This window comes from Marivita sp., assembly GCF_048006345.1.
Classification (GTDB): domain Bacteria; phylum Pseudomonadota; class Alphaproteobacteria; order Rhodobacterales; family Rhodobacteraceae; genus Marivita.
On the sequence record NZ_CP180351.1, the window covers coordinates 65,999 to 83,743 of the forward strand.

A 17,745-nucleotide genomic window follows, 5' to 3' on the forward strand; every position below is an offset into this window, starting at 1 on the left:
GGATCAGTCCTCCATCACGCCCTTGCGACCCATCAGGCCACGCGGACGTGTCAGTAGAATTACGATGGCGACAAGGTAGATGATCACCTGGTTGATGCCGGGGATGATGTCGATGACTTCGCGCATCGAAGCAAAGCTTTCCAGAATTCCCAGAAGGAACCCTGCCAGAACCGCACCGGGCAGAGAGCCCATGCCGCCGACAACCACCACAACGAAGCTGAGGACAAGAAAGTCCATGCCCATATGGTAGTTTGGCGAGTTGATCGGGGTGTACATCACGCCGGCAAGGCCCGCGACCGCAGCGGCCAGACCGAACATGATGGTGAACCGCTTGTCGATATTGATGCCCAGCAGACCCACAGTCTCGCGGTCTGCCATGCCCGCGCGCACGACCATGCCGAAGGTTGTGAACTGCAGGAAGGCGAACACCGCACCGATGATCACTGCCGCAAAGGCAAAGTAGACCAAGCGCCAGTAGGGATAAATGATCACACCAGGATCAAACCCGATCAGCGCACCGAAATCGAAAGATCCGATAAAGGCGGAGGGGGCTGGAGTCGGGATCGGGTTGGCACCGTAATAGTATTTGATGATCTCTTGCAAAACGATCGCCAGACCAAAGGTCACAAGGATTTGGTCGGCATGGGGGCGCTTGTAGAAGTGTTTGATCAAGCCGCGCTCCATGATGACACCGATCAGAATCATCACAGGGATGGCGAGAAGGATCGACAGCGGCACAGCCCAGTCGATGATCGTCGCGCCGAGGTTTTCACCGAAAAACTCGTAGATGTACGGAACATCGCGCATCTGCGGATTGCCGAGAAAGTCGACGGCTCCGGGGATCTCAACCTTGTGGCTGAGGCTCAGCAGGCGCGACAGCGTGACGGCGCAGAAGGCACCGATCATGAACAGTGCGCCATGCGCAAAGTTCACCACGCCCAGCGTGCCGAAGATGAGTGTCAGGCCCAACGCGATAAGCGCGTAGGCCGAGCCCTTGTCGAGCCCGTTGAGAATTTGCAGGATTATGGCGTCCATTGCCCCACCCTTTGCGGTCAGAAGTGTGGAAGTGCAGACAGCCCGTAACAGCAACGGGCTGGAGAAGAGATGAGGTGGGCCGCGTGGCCCACCTCAAGAAACAAGGGCTTACGCGCCGTTGTTGCAGGTACCCAGCGCGCCGCCGGCGAACTGCGGGTGATCCGGTGCATATGTGACTTGCTCGACCGGTGTAACCTCGACGATCTCCACGAGATCGAATTCGTTTTCGGGGTTTTCCTTGCCGCGCACCACAACGACGTCCTTGAAGCACTGGTGATCTTCGCCGCGATACAGCGTCGGACCATTGCCCAGACCGTCGAACGAGAAGCCTTCGAGAGCTCCGACAACAGCGCAAGGTGCAAACGAACCGGCCCGCTCCACAGCATCCGCATAAAGCAGCGTCTGCACGTAGCAGGTATGCGCCGCCTGCGACGGTGGGAAACCGTACTTCGTTCCGAAGGATTGAACGAACGCGTTGGTGCCCGAGTATTTCGCGCCAAGCTGGTTTTCCAGTTTCCAGTCCCAGTTCTGGGAGCCGAGGATGCCGGCGATGTTCGAACCCGCGCCGCGCGCCATAAGCTCGGAGTAGAGCGGCACCACGATTTCGAATTTCCGGCCGTTGACCATCCGCTCGCGCAGGCCGAACTGAACCGCGTTGGTCAGCGAGTTCACCATGTTTCCGCCGTAATGGTTCAGAACCAGAACGTCGGCATCAGACTGCAGAACCGGCGTGATGTAGGACGAGAAGTCGGTCTGCGTCAGCGGTGTCAGAACGGTCGCAACAGTTTCCCAGCCCAAGGCTTCCGTCGAGGAGCGGATCGCTTCTTCGGTTGTGTAGCCCCAGTTGTAGTCGGCGGTCAGGTGATACGCCTTGCGGTCTGCCCCATATTGCGCCGCGAGGATCGGCGCAAGCGCCGCACCGGACATGTAGGAGTTGAAGAAGTGGCGGAACCCGTTGGCGCGCTTGTCCTTGCCGGTCGTGTCATTGGCGTGGGTCAGACCAGCCATGAAGATGACGCCCGCTTCCTGGCAAAGGGCTTGAACAGCCACGGCCACACCCGAGGACGAACCACCGGTGATCATGATGGCACCGTCTTTTTCGATCATCGACTTGGCCGATGCGCGTGCGGCGTCTGATTTCGTCTGCGTATCGCCGGTGACGAATTCGACCTTCTTGCCAAGGATACCGTTGCCTTTCAGCGCGGTGCCGGAGCCATCGGCATACTTGAACGTTTCCAGCATGCCATTGTCGGCGCCGGTACCATTCAGATGTTCGACAGCAAGTTCGTAGGCGCGGAGTTCGTCTGCGCCCTCGTCTGCGTAGGGGCCGGACTGGGGTACGTTGAAACCCAGTGTGACGGTCGAGCCTGTCGGCGCGTTAGTAAAGCCTTCATGGCCAGCTGCGGACAGATACGTGGGCAGAGCAAGACCTGCGCCTGCCACAGCACCTGTCTTGAGCACGCCGCGACGTGTCAGGTTGCCTTTGGACATATAATCCTCCCAATGTCTTTAAGGGTTCAGCGGGGGTCCTCCTCCCGCCAAGCCGCACATATGTGCAAGGTGATTATCGGCTATGCATGGAAAACATAGCAATAAGCGCTTTGCATCAAACGTTTTTTCTGTCAAAAAATGTACAATGCGCTGCAGAAAGCTGTAAATTTGTTTTTGCCGCGGTGCAGAAAAGGTTTGATTAAGCATGGGATTTTGACGTGCCCCGCGACACTCTGACAGGCAGCCGCATCCGCGAGCGCCGCGTGATGGCGGGCCTCAAACAGTCGGAACTGGCCAAACGCGCGGATATTTCGGCCTCCTACCTGAATCTGATCGAACACAACCGTCGCAGAATCGGTGGAAAACTGCTGGTCGACATCGCGCATGCTTTGGGTGTGGAACCGGGGTCGCTGACCGAGGGGGCAGAGACCGCTCTTTTGGCCACGTTGCGCGAGGCCGCAAGCGGTGGCGACATGCCCGAGGCTGAATTCGTCCGGGTCGAGGAGTTCGCCGGGCGATTTCCCGCGTGGGCGGCGCTTCTGGCCGACAGTCAGCGCAAGGTCGAGACGTTGCAGCGCAGCGTCGAAGCGTTGACCGACCGCCTGACCCACGATCCACATCTGGCGGCGTCGCTGCACGAGATGCTGTCCACGGTGACTGCGATCCGCTCCGCCGCATCGATCCTTGCCGAACCCGGCGATATCGAACCGGAATGGCAACGCCGTTTCAATCGCAACATCTACGAAGACAGTGCGCGCCTGGCCGACAGCAGCCGCAGCCTCGCACAATATCTTGCCGAGGCGGATTCCGAAGCGTCGGAAACCAATGCGCCCCAGGATGAGCTCGATGGCGTGTTCCAGAAAGCCGGCTTTCATCTGCCCGCTCTTGAAACACCGCAAGCGGATGTGGATGCGGTGGCGGCGGATTTGGGGCAGGATGTTTCGCAGGCCGCGCGGTGGCTCTTGCGCCGGGTCCTTCTGCGCTATCGCGCCGATGCCGAACGGATGCCTTTGGCCGCGTGCGCTGATACGGTCGCTGTGTCGGGCAATGACCCTTTCGCCTTTGCCGCGCGGTTCGGCTGCGATCTGGCGAGCGCGATGCGCCGTCTGGCCCATCTTCCCGACGACATCCTGCCGGACCCGGTTGGTCTTGCGATCTGCGATGGGTCTGGCGTGACGACGTTCCGCAAACCGTTACCGGAATTTCCGCTGCCGCGCCTTGGAGCAGGATGTGTGCTCTGGCCGCTCTATCGGGCTCTGGCACGTCCGATGATGGTACATACCGAAGTGATGGAGCAATCCGCCCGCGCCGCAGCCCGCCACCGGGGTATTGCCATCTCGCAGCCAACCGGTCCGGCTCGACCGGGCGAGGATGTTCTGTTCGAAAGCCACATGCTGATCGTGCCGGAACCCAAGAGGGATGTATCTGAGCCGATCCGGCAAGTCGGGTTGACCTGTCGGATCTGCCCTCAGGCAAGCTGTGAGGCGCGGCGCGAACCGTCGATCATGGTGGCGTCCGCGCCCCGGAAGCTTTGACACGAGGCGCGCACTTCGTAATAGTTTAGCGAAGCTGGAAAAAAACGGCAAAAGCCAATCAGCTTCTTGCGGCACGGGGGAGGGCACGCATGTCCAAGCAGGTTCTGTTGATTGAAGACGAACCCAATATCATCGAGGCGATCAGCTTCATCCTGTCGCGCGACGGGTGGACGGTCAAAACCCATTCAAACGGCGCCGACGCCGTTGATATCGTGAAACAGCGCAAACCGGATGTCGTGATCCTTGACGTTATGCTGCCGGGCAAAAGCGGTTACGACATCCTGCGCGAGTTGCGGAACGATCCCGATGTCAATGGCTTGCCGGTTCTGATGCTCACCGCACGGGGCCAGACCAAGGATCGCGAAATCGCCGAACGTGCGGGCTGCGACGCCTTCATGACCAAACCGTTCTCGAATGCGGATGTGCTCGAAACCGTGAGAGCGCTTGCCGCGAAATGACCCGCACCACGGAAAGGCCCGGACCGCCGACCGTCTTTCATGAAAGGCGCACCTATCGCCGACGCCGAGTCATGGATGCCGCACGCGTCGCCCCGCTTCTTGCGCTGATCCTTTGGATGATCCCGTTGATCTGGCCGCAATCGGGGGATGGCACGGTCAGCAGCGCCAAGGCGTTGATCTATGTTTTCGTCGTTTGGGCAGGGATCATTCTGCTCACATGGGGGTTGTCGTATCTTCTGGCCGGTGAGGTGGACGAACTGTCGGATTCCGACACATGAGCACGCTCAACCTTCTCGTCGCGGTCTGCGTGGCCTACGTTCTCTTCCTGTTCTTCGTTGCGTTTGCCGCGGATCGGCTGGCAGCGCAGGGAAGGAAAGCGTGGCTGCGGTCTCCGCTGATCTACACGCTTTCCCTGTCGATCTACTGCACCGCGTGGACATTTTACGGGGCCGTCGGATCGGCGGCGCGCAATGGGTTCGAGTATCTCACCATCTATCTTGGACCGACGATCGTGATGGTCAGTTGGTGGTGGCTGTTGCGCAAGCTGATCCGGATCGGACGGACGCAGAAGATCACCTCGATCGCCGACCTGATTTCCTCGCGTTATGGCAAATCCAGCCTGCTGGCCGCCGGGGTCACCATCCTCGCGGTGATCGGCACGACGCCGTACATCGCGCTGCAATTACAGTCGGTGACGCTTTCGTTTTCGGTGTTTGCCGCACAATCGGATGGGTTGGCGGCGCAGGATCAGGCCATTGTCGCGTTTTGGCTGTCTATGGGGCTGGCCTTGTTCACCGTGCTTTTCGGCACCCGCAACCTCGATGCCAAAGAGCGGCATGACGGCGTGGTCATGGCCATCGCCGTCGAAGCGGTGGTCAAGCTTGTGGCGCTTCTCTCGGTCGGGATCTTCGTGGTCTGGGGCGTCTCGGGAGGTCTGACCGAGTCGCTCAACCGGATCGACGCGTCCGAGTTCGGCCATTGGCACACCGACCGCAGCCGCTGGGCCGGTCTGATCTTCCTCTCGGCAGCGGCTTTCCTGTGCTTGCCGCGCACCTTCCAGGTGCTGGTGGTGGAAAATGACGACGAAAATCATTTGCGCACCGCCAGTTGGGCCTTTCCGCTGTATCTTTGCCTGATCAGCCTTTTTGTGGTTCCCATCGCTGTTGCGGGTCTCGACATCATGCCCGAAGGGTCGAACCCCGACCTCTTCGTGCTGACGGTGCCGCTGGCCCTTGGGCAGAATGGTCTTGCCATGCTGTCGTTCCTTGGCGGCTTCAGTTCGGCCACATCAATGGTCATCGTTGCGGCGATTGCCCTGTCGACCATGGTGTCGAACCACATCGTGATGCCGATCTGGCTTCATTTGCGCCCCAGCGGCGCCAGCGTTTCAGGCGACGTGCGCGCGGCTGTCCTTATGGCACGGCGCATTTCCATCGTTGGCGTGGTGATGCTGGGCTATCTTTATTTTCGCCTGTCCAGCGGCGGTGAGGCTTTGGCGTCCATCGGTCTGGTGGCGTTCTGCGGGCTGGCGCAGGTCTTGCCCGCGATGCTGGGTGGCATGTTCTGGCGCGGGGCGACACGGTTGGGGGCCTTCGCCGGGTTGACAGCGGGCTTTGCAATCTGGCTCTACACGCTCTACCTGCCCAGCTTTGGTGTGGGCACGATCCTGCCCATGTCGATCGTGGAAAATGGGCTGTTCGGTCTTGCATGGCTGCGGCCCGACGCGTTGTTCGGCATCACCGGAATGGACCAGCTCATGCATGCGCTGCTTTGGAGCATGTTGTTCAATGTGGTGGCTTTCGTGGCCGTGTCGCTGGTGACATTCCCGTCGCCTCTGGAAAGATTGCAGGCCGCACAGTTCGTCAACATCTTTGAACATTCGACCAATGCGCGCAGCTGGTCGGGCGGAACGGCGCAGACGGAAGACCTCATGGTCATGGCTCAGCGCATTCTGGGGGCCGGTGAAGCACAAGCGCTGTTCCTGCGCCACGCGCGGCGGCAAGGGGCCCGGGGCAATCTGCCCGCGCCGACCCCGGATTTTCTCGAGGCGCTGGAACGCGAGTTGGGCAGCTCCGTGGGGGCTGCAACCGCACATGCGATGGTGGGACAGATCACCGGAGGCATGGCGATTTCCGTTGAAGACCTGATGGCTGTGGCGGATGAAACCGCGCAGATGCTGGAATACTCGGCACGGCTCAAGGAACAGTCCGAAGAACTGAGCCGCACCGCTCTGGAGCTGCGCAACGCCAACCAGAAACTGACCCGGCTGTCGGTCCAGAAAGATGCGTTTCTCAGCCAGATCAGCCATGAATTGCGCACGCCCATGACGTCGATCCGGGCGTTTTCGGAGATCCTGCGCGACACCGACCAGATGACACCGGACGAGCAATCCCGCTATGCATCGATCATCCATGACGAGGCACAGCGCCTGACGCGGCTTCTGGACGATCTGCTTGATCTGAGCGTGGTGGAGAACGGACAGGTGAACCTCAACCTGCGGGACGGTACGCTGCGCGATGCGCTGGATCGGGCGGTGTCGTCCGCGGCCATAGGTGAAGACGGGGTTCAACTCGAGATCAAACGCGACTTTGGTAAGGAAAACATCGTTCTGCACACCGATCTTGACCGCCTGAGTCAGGTGTTCATCAACCTGATCGCAAATGCGCGCAAATACTGCGATGCCAAAGCGCCCCGACTTGCCATTCGGGTGATGCAAGAGGCCGACCGCGTGGTGATTGATTTTCAGGACAATGGGTCGGGCATCGCGCCGGATGCCGTGGACATGATCTTTGAAAAATTTGCCCGAGTCAGCGATCAGAAGGCGGGCGGGGCGGGGTTGGGTCTTGCGATCTGCCGTCAGGTGATGACGCGGCTTGGCGGGTCGGTGGATTATGTCCCGGCGTCGCGCGGAGCGAACTTCCGTGTGGTCCTGCCCTATCGAACGGCACTGGCGGCGCAATAATCCCGACATCGCGGTTCTGCTAAACCCTTGGTAACCAATTCCGGCGATAACCGGATCAAAGGCCATGGGGGTTACCGCAAATCATGACCGACGATGCCACAGGAACAGTGTTGCAGCGCAAGGTGCAGGCGCAGCGCAAGGCGCTGGGCGGTGGCGGATGGTCGCTGTCCCGCGCGTTGGGTCGGGGTTTGTCGATTGCGGCAGATGCACTTTGGGGGCTGACGCTGGTGGCGCGTCCGACCGGTGATGACACTCTGCCGGTTGACCGGGTCACCCGCCATATCGGTGACGACCGTCTGCTGGTGATCCTTGAACATGATCAGGGACGACGGGGTTTGGCGGCCTTTGATCGCGATCTCGTCACGGGCCTGATCGACATTCAGACCCTGGGGCGAGTGACGCGGTTTCCGGCGGATCCGCGGCCGTACACACCAACCGACGCCGCAATGACGGCGCCGCTGATCGACGCCGCGCTGCCCAGGTTTGCGTCCATGCTATCGATGCAGCCGGAAATGGCGCATCTGCAGGACTACAGGTTCGGCGCATTGGTCGAGGATTGTCAGGCCGCAGCTCTCGCCCTCGATGCCGACAGTTACCATCTCGCTACGTTTGAGGTCAGCCTTGCGAACGACACACGCAGCGGCGCTATTCTGTTCCTGTTTCCAGAGCCTGCACCCGATGTTGAAGAGCTGGACACCATCGCGCAGCCCGGCAAACACGAAGCGATGTTCAAGCTGGCACCCGTGCGAATGCAGGCGATCCTCACGCGAATCCACATCCCGTTAGACAGGGCACAGGCACTCCGCCCCGGAGATGTGTTGACGCTCTCGCCCGGGGCAACGTCATCAGCCACTTTGAGCCTGTCCGGGGGGGGCATCGTGGCTCGGGGAACGCTGGGGCAGATGAACGGCTTCCGCGCAATCCGCATCGGAAGCGGGGAGTCACCGCTTCACAAACCCGACCTGCGACCGGCGCAAGCAGACGCGCTGCAAACTGCGACGGCACTTGTCCCTGTTGGGCCAGACTTACCCAAGCTGGACTATGGGGGATCGCTGGACATGGCGCTGAACGATATTGCCGCCGGTCTCCCGGCGGCATCGGACCAGATTGAAAGTTAGCGCTGCGCGTCGGCTGCGGCGTCAAGCGTCGGGCGCAGGCCAGACAGGTCGTAGCCCGCCCGTGCCACGGCACCGAGGATTTCATCGGCGCTTTGCTTGCCCGCCTGGCTCAGCGCCCACAGGATCGAACAGCGCGTGCCCGAGGCGCAATAGGCCAGAACCGGACCATCGGATGCCTCGACCATAGCGGCCTGCTGGGCCACTCGGTCCGGGGTCATGGTCTGGTGGGTGATCGGCAAGACTTCGAAACGCAGGCCAACAGCCTCGATGGCGGCGCGCATCACATCGGACTGATGCGATGGTGGCACTTCGGCGTCCGGTCGATTGCAGATCACGGTTGTGATCCCCGCCGCCTTGATGGCGGCGGCGTCTTCGGGGTCGATCTGCGGGGACACGCTATAGCGGTCGGTGATGGTGCGAATATCCATGACCGAGGATTACTGCGCCGTTGCGGGTCTGTCCAGCCATGCCCGCAGGGGTGGCATGGCGCTCATTCCGGCGACCATCGCGCCAATAAACACAAGCCCCTCAATCCCGCCATAGCTGAGCGATGCAATCGCCGGGCCGGGGCAAAGACCAACAAGACCCCAACCCATCCCGAACAGAACCGATCCCATGACAAGGTTTCGGCCGAGTTTTGGCTCGGGCGGCGGTGGCATCGCGTCGCCCGTCAGGGCAAAGCGGCGTTTCGCGGCAACCCGCCACGCAATCGCCATTGGGATGATCGCGCCGCCCATGACGAAGGCCAATGTCGGATCCCAATTGCCGAAAATATCCAGCCATCCCTGCACTTTACGAGTGTCGGTCATGCCCGAGATGAAGAGCCCGGCACCAAACAGGCCACCGGCCAGAAAAGCGAAATAGTTGCGCATCAGATGATCCCCAGCAGGTGGCGGAACAGCACGACGGTCAGCCCGCCGGCAAGGATGTAGAAGACGGTGGCGACCATGCCGCGCAGCGACAGCCGCGAGATCCCGCAGACGCCGTGGCCCGAGGTGCAGCCATTGGCCAGTCGCGTGCCGACACCGACCAGCAAACCTGCCGCAATCAGCAACGCGAAGTTGCCTGTTGCGTGGGTTTCCTTCGGTCCAAGAAACCAGAGCAGCACCACCGGGATGAGCGCCAAACCAGCCAGAAAGCTGATGCGCTCCCCCATCGTGCTGCGCCCGCTGCCATCGACAAGCCCGCCAATGATGCCGCTGGCACCCATGATACGTCCATTGGCGAGCAGATAAACCGCGCCGCCGGTGCCGATCAGCATTCCGCCGAGCAGCCCATAAATCCAATCCGGGTTCATGTCTTTACAATCCGTTTACTGGAACCTTGAGGAAAACCTTGCCGTCCTTGTCCGCAGGCGGCATTTGCCCGGCACGCATGTTCACCTGCAGCGACGGGATGATCAGTTTCGGCATCGCCAGCGTCGCGTCACGCGCATTGCGCATTTCGACAAAGCTGTCCTTTGTGGCATCGCCGCCAACATGCACGTTTTTGGCTTTTTGCTCACCGACCGTGGTCTCCCACGCATAGTCTTCGCGACCCGGCGCCTTGTAGTCATGGCCCACGAAAATGCGGGTCTCGTCCGGCAGGGCGAGAATTTTCTGCACCGAGTTGTAAAGCTGTTCGGACGACCCGCCGGGGAAGTCACAGCGCGCTGTGCCGAAATCCGGCATGAACAGCGTGTCGCCGACAAAGGCCGCATCGCCAACCACATAGGTCAGGCAGGCTGGTGTGTGACCCGGTGTGTGCAACACATCCGCGCGCATCTGCCCGATGTGGAAGCTGTCGCCTTCGACAAAAAGCTTGTCGAACTGGCTGCCATCTCGCTGGAATTCGGTGCCTTCGTTGAAGACTTTGCCAAAGGTGTCCTGCACCACTTGAATGCGGTCGCCGATGCCGATCTTGCCGCCAAGCGCCGCTTGAAGATAGGGCGCAGCGCTCAGGTGGTCGGCATGGACATGGGTTTCCAGAAGCCATTGAACATCAAGGTTGTTTTCCTTGACGAAAGCGATGATCGCATCGGCAGATTTGGTGTCGGTGCGGCCGGAGGCGTAGTCAAAATCCAGAACGCTATCGATAATCGCGCAGGCGCTGCCTTGCGGGTCCTGAACCACGTAGGAAATCGTGTTGGTGGCGTCGTCGAAAAAACCTGTGACCTTGGGTGTCATGTCTGAGCCCTCCTTGCTTGGATAACATATAATGAAAATTGAATACGTAGCAAGAGGGGCAAACAAAAAATGTAGCGAGGCGGCATCTTTTTAGGTGTCCTGAATGTCAGGCTTGGGGCATCGCTCCTGCGCCGGTCGGATCGGACAGGTAGGTCAGAACATCGTTCTTGCCGATCACTCCGATTGGCCTGTCTCCCTCCATCACAGCAAGGTCTGTCTCGCTGCTGACCAGCGTCGTCATGACCTCCTGAACGCGTGCATCGGCATCAACTGGTAACGCCCCGGCAAGTGGGGTATCCGCACGCATCACGTCGCGCGCCCGCAACACGCCCAAAGGGTTCATGTGCTTGACGAAATCTGCCACGTAATCGTTCGATGGGTTGCGGAAAATCTCTTGCGGGGTGCCGCATTGCACGATCCGCCCGCCTTCCATGATGGCAATCCGGTTGCCGATCTTGAACGCTTCGTCCAGATCGTGACTCACAAAAATGATCGTCCGTTTCAGCCGTTGCTGCAGTTCCAGCAACTCGTCCTGCAGCTTGGTGCGGATCAGCGGGTCGAGCGCCGAAAACGGCTCGTCCATGAGGAGGATCGGGGCATCCGTGGCAAAGGCGCGGGCAAGGCCAACCCGCTGCTGCATCCCGCCGGACAATTCCGCGACCTTGCGGTCGGCCCAATCGGTGAGGCCGACAAGGGCCAATTGCTTTTCGACCTGCGCATTCCGGTCGGCCTTGGATTGGCCGCCCAGTTCGAGCCCAAGACCGACATTTTCCCGAACGGACCGCCATGGCAAAAGGCCGAACTGCTGAAACACCATCGCCACATGACGCAACCGGATGGTGCGCAGCGCGTCGGCGCTGGCATGGGTGACATCGACCAAGCCTTTGCCATCATGCACCCGCACACAGCCGCGCGCGACAGGGTTCAGCCCGTTCACCGCCCGCAACAGCGTGGATTTGCCCGACCCGGACAGGCCCATCAGGACAAGAATCTCGCCCTCGGCCACATTGAGCGAACAGTTATGCACACCAAGAACTTGCCCCGTGTCGCGTTGGATTTGTCCCCGGTCCTGACCCGCATCCATCAGCGGCAGCGCAGAGTGCGGCTTGTCCCCAAACACGATGGAGACATTGTCGAATTCGACGCGTGTATCGCTCATTTCTGGCGCTCCATCCGCAGCATTCGGTCAAGAATGATAGCGACCACGACGATCACGAAGCCGCTCTCAAACCCGCGTGCCGTGTTTACCTGATTGAGCGCCCGCACCACCGGCACGCCCAACCCGTCTGCGCCCACAAGTGCTGCAATCACCACCATCGACAGCGACAGCATGATGGTCTGGTTCAACCCGGCCATGATCTGCGGCAGCGCCGAAGGAAGTTCGACCTTCCACAGCAGTTGCGATTTCGTGGCCCCGAACGCCTCTGCCGCCTCGATCAAAGGGAGCGGGGTGGAACTCACGCCAAGATGCGTCAGACGGATCGGCGCGGGCAGGACGAAAATCACTGTCGCAATCAGGCCGGGCACCATACCGATGCCGAAAAACACAATGGCTGGAATAAGATAAACGAAGGTGGGCAAGGTCTGCATCAGGTCCAAGACCGGTCGCATCCATGCATAAAGCCTTGGGCGATGCGCGACTGCGATTCCAATCGGTACGCCGACGCCCATGCAAACCACACAGGCCGACAGAACCAGTGTGAGGCTCTCGGTCGTTTCCTCCCAATAGCCCTGGTTGATGATGAAGAGGAACCCAAGCGCCACAAAGAGCGCGACTTTCCAACTGCGTTGCAGGTAGTAGGTCAGCGCCACGAACAGCCCTATGATCACCAGCGGATGCGGCGTTTGCAGCAGCCAAAGAAAGCCGTCGATCATCGCCTCGAGCGCGTCCGACAGCGCGTCAAAGAAAAACGCGCCATTGCTTTCAAGCCAGTCAAAAGCTTTCCCGGCGACTTGCCCCACCGGGATCTTGTTCTCGGTCAACCAGTCCATGATGGGTCCTTGTCGTCAATAAAGGAAGGGCGGCCTGACGCCGCCCTGTTCTGGTTACTGAAGTGCGGCTTTCACCGCCGCCACGGCATCGCCGCCGTCCTTCGTGGTCACGCCGTCGAGCCAACCCATGTAAGCATCCGGGTTCGCCTGCAGCCAGGCAATCGCCGCATCGCGCGCCTCGGCCCCGTCATTCAGGATCGCGCCCATGATTTCGTTTTCCATGGCCAGCGTAAATTCGAGGTTGGTCAGCAATTTACCCACGTTCGGGCAGGCCTCGACATAGCCAGCGGAGGTGTTGGTGTAGACAGTCGCACCGCCCAGGTTCGGGCCGAACCAGTCGTCGCCGCCTTCAAGATAGGTCATTTCGAAATTGGCGTTCATCGGGTGCGGTTCCCAGCCAAGGAACACTACCGGCTCACCACGGTCATCGGCCCGCGCAACCTGCGCCAGCATCCCCTGTTCCGAGCTTTCGACAACTTCGAACCCTTCAAGATCAAAGGCGTTTGCTGCGATCATGTCCATGATCAGGCGGTTGCCATCATTGCCGGGCTCAATCCCGTAGATTTCGCCGTCCAGCGCATCTTTTTGCGCGGCAATGGCGGCAAAGCTGGTGATGCCCAGATCGGCCCCGGCCTTGTTCGTGGCAAGCGTGTATTTTGCGCCTTCAAGGTTTGCGCGCACGGTGTCGACAGTGCCCGCGTCGCGATAGGGCGCAATGTCGGCCTCCATGGTCGGCATCCAGTTGCCAAGGAACACGTCAACGTCACCTTCAGCCAATGCGGTGTAGGTCACCGGAACCGAAAGCACCTTGATATCGGTCTCATACCCCAAAGCATCCAGCACGACCGTGGTTGCTGCTGTTGTGGCGGTGATGTCGGTCCAGCCCACATCGGAAAAGGTCACGGTGTCGCAATCAGCCACCGCAGCGCCCGCTGCGCAAATCGCCATAACGGAAATGGTAGATTTCATCATTTGGTAAGTCTCCCTGACAGAGGTCGGTTATTTTTGTTGATTGACGAGTCAATTAAAAACGCCATACGGTCCCGGACGTCAAACATTTATTTTCGGAGTCGAACGTGCCGAAGCTCGGGATGGAGCCTATACGCCGTGAGGCGCTGGTAAAAGCCACGATTGCCGAGATCGGGCATGTGGGGTCTCTGGACGTGACCGTTGCACAGATCGCCCGGCGTGCAGGCATGTCCTCGGCGCTGGCGCATCACTATTTTGGCGGCAAGGATCAGATCTTTCTCGCGGCCATGCGCCATACCCTCAGTCTGTATGGGGCCGAGGTGCGAGGTGCCCTTGCGATGGCCAAGGGGCCGCGTGCGCGCACCGAAGCGATCATCCGCGCCGGGTTCACCCGCTCGAACTTTCGGCGCGAAGTGGTTGCCGCGTGGCTGAATTTCTACGTTCTGGCGCAATCTGACGAACAGGCACGGCGCTTGTTGGGCGTTTACCAACGCCGACTGCATTCCAACCTCGTCTACAATTTGCGTCCTTTGGTCGGTCCGCGTGTGGCAGAAGTCGCATTGCGCATCGCGGGGCTGATCGACGGCTTGTACCTTCGCGAAGCGCTGAGCCGGGGTGCCCCTTCGGGCGAAGAGGCAACCCGCCAAGTGCTCACGATGCTTGATCACGAAATCACCCATGCGGACAGGGGGCCTGCGAAATGAGCTACGACACACAGCCCAAAGCCAGTCATTTCATCGACGGTGCCTATGTCGAAGACACGAGCGGCACGCCGATTCCCGTGATTTATCCTGCGACGGGAAAGCAGATCGCCCTCGTTCATGCCGCGACCCCGGCGATCATCGACCAAGCGCTTGCCGCCGCACATCGGGCGCAGAAGCAATGGGCCGCCATGTCAGGGACCGAACGCGGGCGCATCCTGCGTCGGGCCGCCGACATCATGCGCGAGCGCAATCACGACCTTTCGGTGCTCGAAACCCATGACACCGGCAAACCCTATCAGGAAACCATCGCAGTGGATGCCACCAGCGGGGCGGATGCATTCGAGTATTTCGGCGGCCTCGCGGGCAGCCTGACCGGAGAGCATATCCAGCTGGGCGAAAACTGGGTCTACACCCGTCGCGAGGCTTTGGGCGTTTGTGTTGGCATCGGTGCCTGGAACTATCCCACCCAGATTGCCTGCTGGAAGGGCGCACCTGCGCTGGCATGCGGGAATTCCATGGTGTTCAAACCCTCCGAGATGACGCCGCTTTGTGCTTTGAAGGTGGCCGAGATTTTGTACGAGGCGGGGCTTCCCGCAGGTATTTACAACGTGGTTCAAGGGCTTGGCGAAGTTGGGGCCTCCCTCGTTACAGACCCACGGGTTGCGAAAGTATCCCTGACCGGATCCGTGCCGACGGGTAAGAAAGTCTATGCCGCTGCCGCCGCGCAGATGAAACACGTGACGATGGAATTGGGTGGAAAGTCACCGTTGGTGATCTTTGACGATGCCGATCTCGAGAACGCGGTCGGGGGGGCGATACTGGGAAATTTCTACTCCTCTGGTCAGGTGTGTTCGAACGGGACGCGGGTATTTGTGCAGAGAGGGATTAAGGAAGCGTTTCTGAAACGCCTGACGGAACGTCTTTCCACGGCCGTGATTGGCGATCCGTTGGATGAGGCCACAAATTTCGGCCCGATGGTTTCTGAAAAACAGATGAACATCGTCCTCGATTACATCGAAAAAGGTGAAAAGGAAGGGGCGCGTCTGGTCACCGGCGGCAAGCGTCTCGACCGCGATGGCTTCTACCTGCAACCCACGGTTTTTGCAGATGTTATCGACGACATGACCATCGCCCGCGAAGAGATTTTCGGCCCCGTCATGGCGGTGCTTGATTTCGACACCGAAGAAGAGGCGATAACCCGTGCAAACGCCACGGAATTCGGTCTGTCCGCCGGTGTGTTCACCCGCGACCTGTCTCGCGCGCATCGCGTGATCGCGCAGCTGGAGGCGGGGTCTTGTTTCATCAACTCATATAACGATGCTCCGGTCGAAGCGCCCTTTGGCGGGACAAAAATGTCGGGCGTCGGACGCGAAAACTCCAAGGCTGCAATCAACCATTACAGCGAACTGAAATCCGTCTTCGTCCGCATGGGCGACGTTGAGGCCCCGTTCTAAGGCACTGAAATGAAATCTGAATACGTCATCGTAGGCGCTGGCTCAGCGGGCTGTGCGCTGGCCTACCGTTTGTCCGAAGCGGGCCGTTCCGTGACCGTGATCGAGCACGGCGGGACGGACGCCGGACCGTTCATCCAGATGCCTGGCGCCCTGAGCTATCCGATGAACATGAAGCGCTATGACTGGGGATTCAGGACTGAGCCTGAGCCACATCTTGGCGGTCGGCGTCTGGCCTGTCCGCGTGGCAAGGTGATTGGGGGCTCGTCGTCAATCAACGGCATGATCTATGTGCGGGGTCATGCGCGCGACTATGACCATTGGCGCGATCAGGGTGCCGCTGGCTGGGGATATGCTGATGTTCTGCCTTATTTTCAGCGGCTTGAGAATTGGCATTCAGGTGGACATGGTGGCGATCCGGAGTGGCGTGGAACCGGTGGACCGCTCCACATCACCCGAGGTGCGCGCGAGAACCCGTTGACCCGTGCCTTTGTCGAGGCGGGTGCTCAGGCGGGTTACGACATCACGGGCGACTACAACGGGCACCAGCAAGAGGGGGTTGGGCCGTTCGACATGACGGTCTGGCAGGGCGAGCGATGGTCGGCGGCCAAGGCATATCTGCGGCCTGCGTTGAAGAGCGGAAACTGTAATGTTGTCAGGGAGTTCGCGCGCAAGGTTGTGATCGAGAACGGGCGCGCCACTGGTGTCGAAGTCGAACAGGCGGGACAGATCAAGGTGATCCGTGCCGATGTTGAAGTGATCCTTGCAGCCTCGGCCATCAACTCCCCGAAATTGTTGATGCTTTCGGGGATTGGTCCGGCGCAGCACTTGCGGGAACATGGCATCGAGGTGATCGCGGATCGGCCGGGCGTGGGGCAGAATTTGCAGGATCACCTGGAGGTTTATGTTCAGGCCGCGGCGAGCCAGCCGGTGAGCCTTTACAAATACTGGAACCTACTGGGCAAAGCCTATGTCGGCGCGCGCTGGCTGCTGACCAGAACCGGACCGGGCGCTTCTAACCAGTTTGAAAGTGCTGGATTTATTCGGTCGAGGGCTGGCGTCGACTATCCCGATCTGCAGATCCACTTCCTGCCGATTGCGGTTCGGTATGATGGGCAAACTGCTGCCGAAGGGCACGGGTTTCAGGCCCATGTGGGGCCGATGCGGTCGCCGTCGCGGGGCGAGATCACGCTGCGCTCCGGCGATCCGAAGGAGGATCCTCGTATTTTCTTCAACTATATGAGCCACTTGGAGGATTGGATCGACTTTCGGCAGGGTATCCGGCTGGTCCGGGATATCTTCCGGCAGGATGCGTTCAAACCTTATTTCAAGCACGAAATCCAACCGGGCGATGACGCGCAAAGTGATGAAAGCCTTGACGATTTCATCCGTGAGCATGCCGAAAGCGCCTATCATCCCTGCGGGACCTGCAAGATGGGGGGGCGCAACGATCCGATGGCGGTCGTCGATCCCGAAACGCGCGTGATTGGTGTGGAAAATCTGAGGGTTGCGGACAGCTCGATCTTTCCGCGGATCACCAATGGCAATCTCAACGCGCCGTCGATTCTGGTGGGAGAAAAGGCGTCGGATCACATTTTGGGCAAAACGCCGTTGCCGTCGGACAATCGTGAGCCGTGGATTCATCCGGATTGGCAAACCGCGCAGCGATGAACCGTACGGTTGGACCTTGCGAACCGTACGCTTTGATCCGATGGCTGTAGGCTGCTTTTACTTCGAATAAATGTATCGAAAATCAGCTTCTCTTCTATTTAATCTATTGTTTTTGGAAAGCGTTTCTTGACGCGTTGCAGCTAGTTCTGAGATGCCGCCTGCCCTTCGGGCCAAAGGGACGTCGAGACAGACAA

General features: G+C 59.9%; 17 protein-coding genes. 8 read left to right on the plus strand and 9 right to left on the minus strand.

From position 1 onward, the window contains the following. Positions 1-3: 3 nt before the first annotated feature. Both ACMVPR_RS00360 and ACMVPR_RS00365 read right to left on the minus strand, forming a co-directional pair. Positions 4-1,035, minus strand: a complete 1,032-nt coding sequence (locus tag ACMVPR_RS00360) for a branched-chain amino acid ABC transporter permease (RefSeq protein WP_416881225.1) — start codon at positions 1,033-1,035, stop codon at positions 4-6. Between the two features lie 108 nt (positions 1,036-1,143). Further along, the gene (locus ACMVPR_RS00365) at positions 1,144-2,526 is read right to left on the minus strand and encodes a substrate-binding protein (RefSeq protein ID WP_416881226.1); all 1,383 of its coding nucleotides are present in this window, start codon (positions 2,524-2,526) and stop codon (positions 1,144-1,146) included. 218 nt (positions 2,527-2,744) lie between these two features. On the opposite strand from ACMVPR_RS00365, the gene ACMVPR_RS00370 reads away from it, so the two are divergent. From ACMVPR_RS00370 to ACMVPR_RS00390, 5 genes are all read left to right on the plus strand, one after another. After that, positions 2,745-4,061: a helix-turn-helix domain-containing protein gene (locus ACMVPR_RS00370; protein ID WP_416881227.1), complete on the plus strand. Its 1,317-nt coding sequence runs from the start codon at positions 2,745-2,747 to the stop codon at positions 4,059-4,061. A gap of 89 nt (positions 4,062-4,150) precedes the next feature. Further along, positions 4,151-4,519 carry a response regulator transcription factor gene (locus ACMVPR_RS00375; protein WP_292266642.1) on the plus strand — a complete coding sequence of 123 codons (369 nt, stop codon included), beginning with the start codon at positions 4,151-4,153 and terminating at the stop codon, positions 4,517-4,519. Between the two features lie 71 nt (positions 4,520-4,590). Continuing rightward, positions 4,591-4,797, plus strand: a complete 207-nt coding sequence (locus tag ACMVPR_RS00380) for a hypothetical protein (RefSeq protein WP_292266640.1) — start codon at positions 4,591-4,593, stop codon at positions 4,795-4,797. Beyond that, on the plus strand, positions 4,794-7,481 hold the full coding sequence (locus ACMVPR_RS00385; protein ID WP_300580588.1) for a sensor histidine kinase: 2,688 nt from the start codon (positions 4,794-4,796) through the stop codon (positions 7,479-7,481). The genes ACMVPR_RS00380 and ACMVPR_RS00385 overlap by 4 nt, the downstream gene beginning before the upstream one ends. Before the next feature lie 83 nt (positions 7,482-7,564). Beyond that, positions 7,565-8,599: a FliM/FliN family flagellar motor switch protein gene (locus tag ACMVPR_RS00390; RefSeq protein WP_416881228.1), complete on the plus strand. Its 1,035-nt coding sequence runs from the start codon at positions 7,565-7,567 to the stop codon at positions 8,597-8,599. Here ACMVPR_RS00390 and ACMVPR_RS00395 read toward each other — a convergent pair. The 7 genes from ACMVPR_RS00395 to choX form a co-directional block, all read right to left on the minus strand. Beyond that, positions 8,596-9,027 (minus strand): TIGR01244 family sulfur transferase, encoded by a 432-nt coding sequence (locus ACMVPR_RS00395; RefSeq protein WP_416881229.1) that lies wholly within the window; start codon positions 9,025-9,027, stop codon positions 8,596-8,598. The two genes, ACMVPR_RS00390 and ACMVPR_RS00395, sit on opposite strands and share 4 nt — an antisense overlap. 9 nt (positions 9,028-9,036) lie before the next feature. After that, entirely contained in the window at positions 9,037-9,471 is a 435-nt protein-coding gene (locus ACMVPR_RS00400) for a DUF6691 family protein (RefSeq protein WP_416881230.1), read from the minus strand. After that, on the minus strand, positions 9,471-9,896 hold the full coding sequence (locus tag ACMVPR_RS00405) for a YeeE/YedE family protein (RefSeq protein WP_416881231.1): 426 nt from the start codon (positions 9,894-9,896) through the stop codon (positions 9,471-9,473). The genes ACMVPR_RS00400 and ACMVPR_RS00405 overlap by 1 nt, the downstream gene beginning before the upstream one ends. 4 nt (positions 9,897-9,900) lie before the next feature. Beyond that, the gene (locus ACMVPR_RS00410; protein WP_416881232.1) at positions 9,901-10,764 is read right to left on the minus strand and encodes an MBL fold metallo-hydrolase; all 864 of its coding nucleotides are present in this window, start codon (positions 10,762-10,764) and stop codon (positions 9,901-9,903) included. 106 nt (positions 10,765-10,870) lie between these two features. After that, on the minus strand, positions 10,871-11,923 hold the full coding sequence (gene choV, locus ACMVPR_RS00415; protein ID WP_416881233.1) for a choline ABC transporter ATP-binding protein: 1,053 nt from the start codon (positions 11,921-11,923) through the stop codon (positions 10,871-10,873). Beyond that, positions 11,920-12,756: a choline ABC transporter permease subunit gene (gene choW, locus ACMVPR_RS00420; protein WP_292266625.1), complete on the minus strand. Its 837-nt coding sequence runs from the start codon at positions 12,754-12,756 to the stop codon at positions 11,920-11,922. Before choW ends, choV begins: the two co-directional genes overlap by 4 nt. A gap of 54 nt (positions 12,757-12,810) precedes the next feature. Further along, entirely contained in the window at positions 12,811-13,725 is a 915-nt protein-coding gene (gene choX / locus ACMVPR_RS00425) for a choline ABC transporter substrate-binding protein (protein WP_416884592.1), read from the minus strand. Positions 13,726-13,832: 107 nt separating this feature from the next. Between choX and betI the strand changes: the two genes are divergently transcribed. The 3 genes from betI to betA are packed head-to-tail and all read left to right on the plus strand — an operon-like array spanning position 13,833 to position 17,551. Further along, positions 13,833-14,429, plus strand: coding sequence for a choline-responsive transcriptional repressor BetI (gene betI, locus ACMVPR_RS00430; RefSeq protein ID WP_416881234.1), 597 nt, complete (start codon positions 13,833-13,835; stop codon positions 14,427-14,429). Beyond that, positions 14,426-15,883 (plus strand): betaine-aldehyde dehydrogenase, encoded by a 1,458-nt coding sequence (gene betB / locus ACMVPR_RS00435; RefSeq protein WP_416881235.1) that lies wholly within the window; start codon positions 14,426-14,428, stop codon positions 15,881-15,883. The genes betI and betB overlap by 4 nt, the downstream gene beginning before the upstream one ends. Positions 15,884-15,892: 9 nt before the next feature. Further along, positions 15,893-17,551 carry a choline dehydrogenase gene (gene betA / locus ACMVPR_RS00440; RefSeq protein WP_416881236.1) on the plus strand — a complete coding sequence of 553 codons (1,659 nt, stop codon included), beginning with the start codon at positions 15,893-15,895 and terminating at the stop codon, positions 17,549-17,551. The last annotated feature ends 194 nt before the right edge of the window (positions 17,552-17,745 follow it).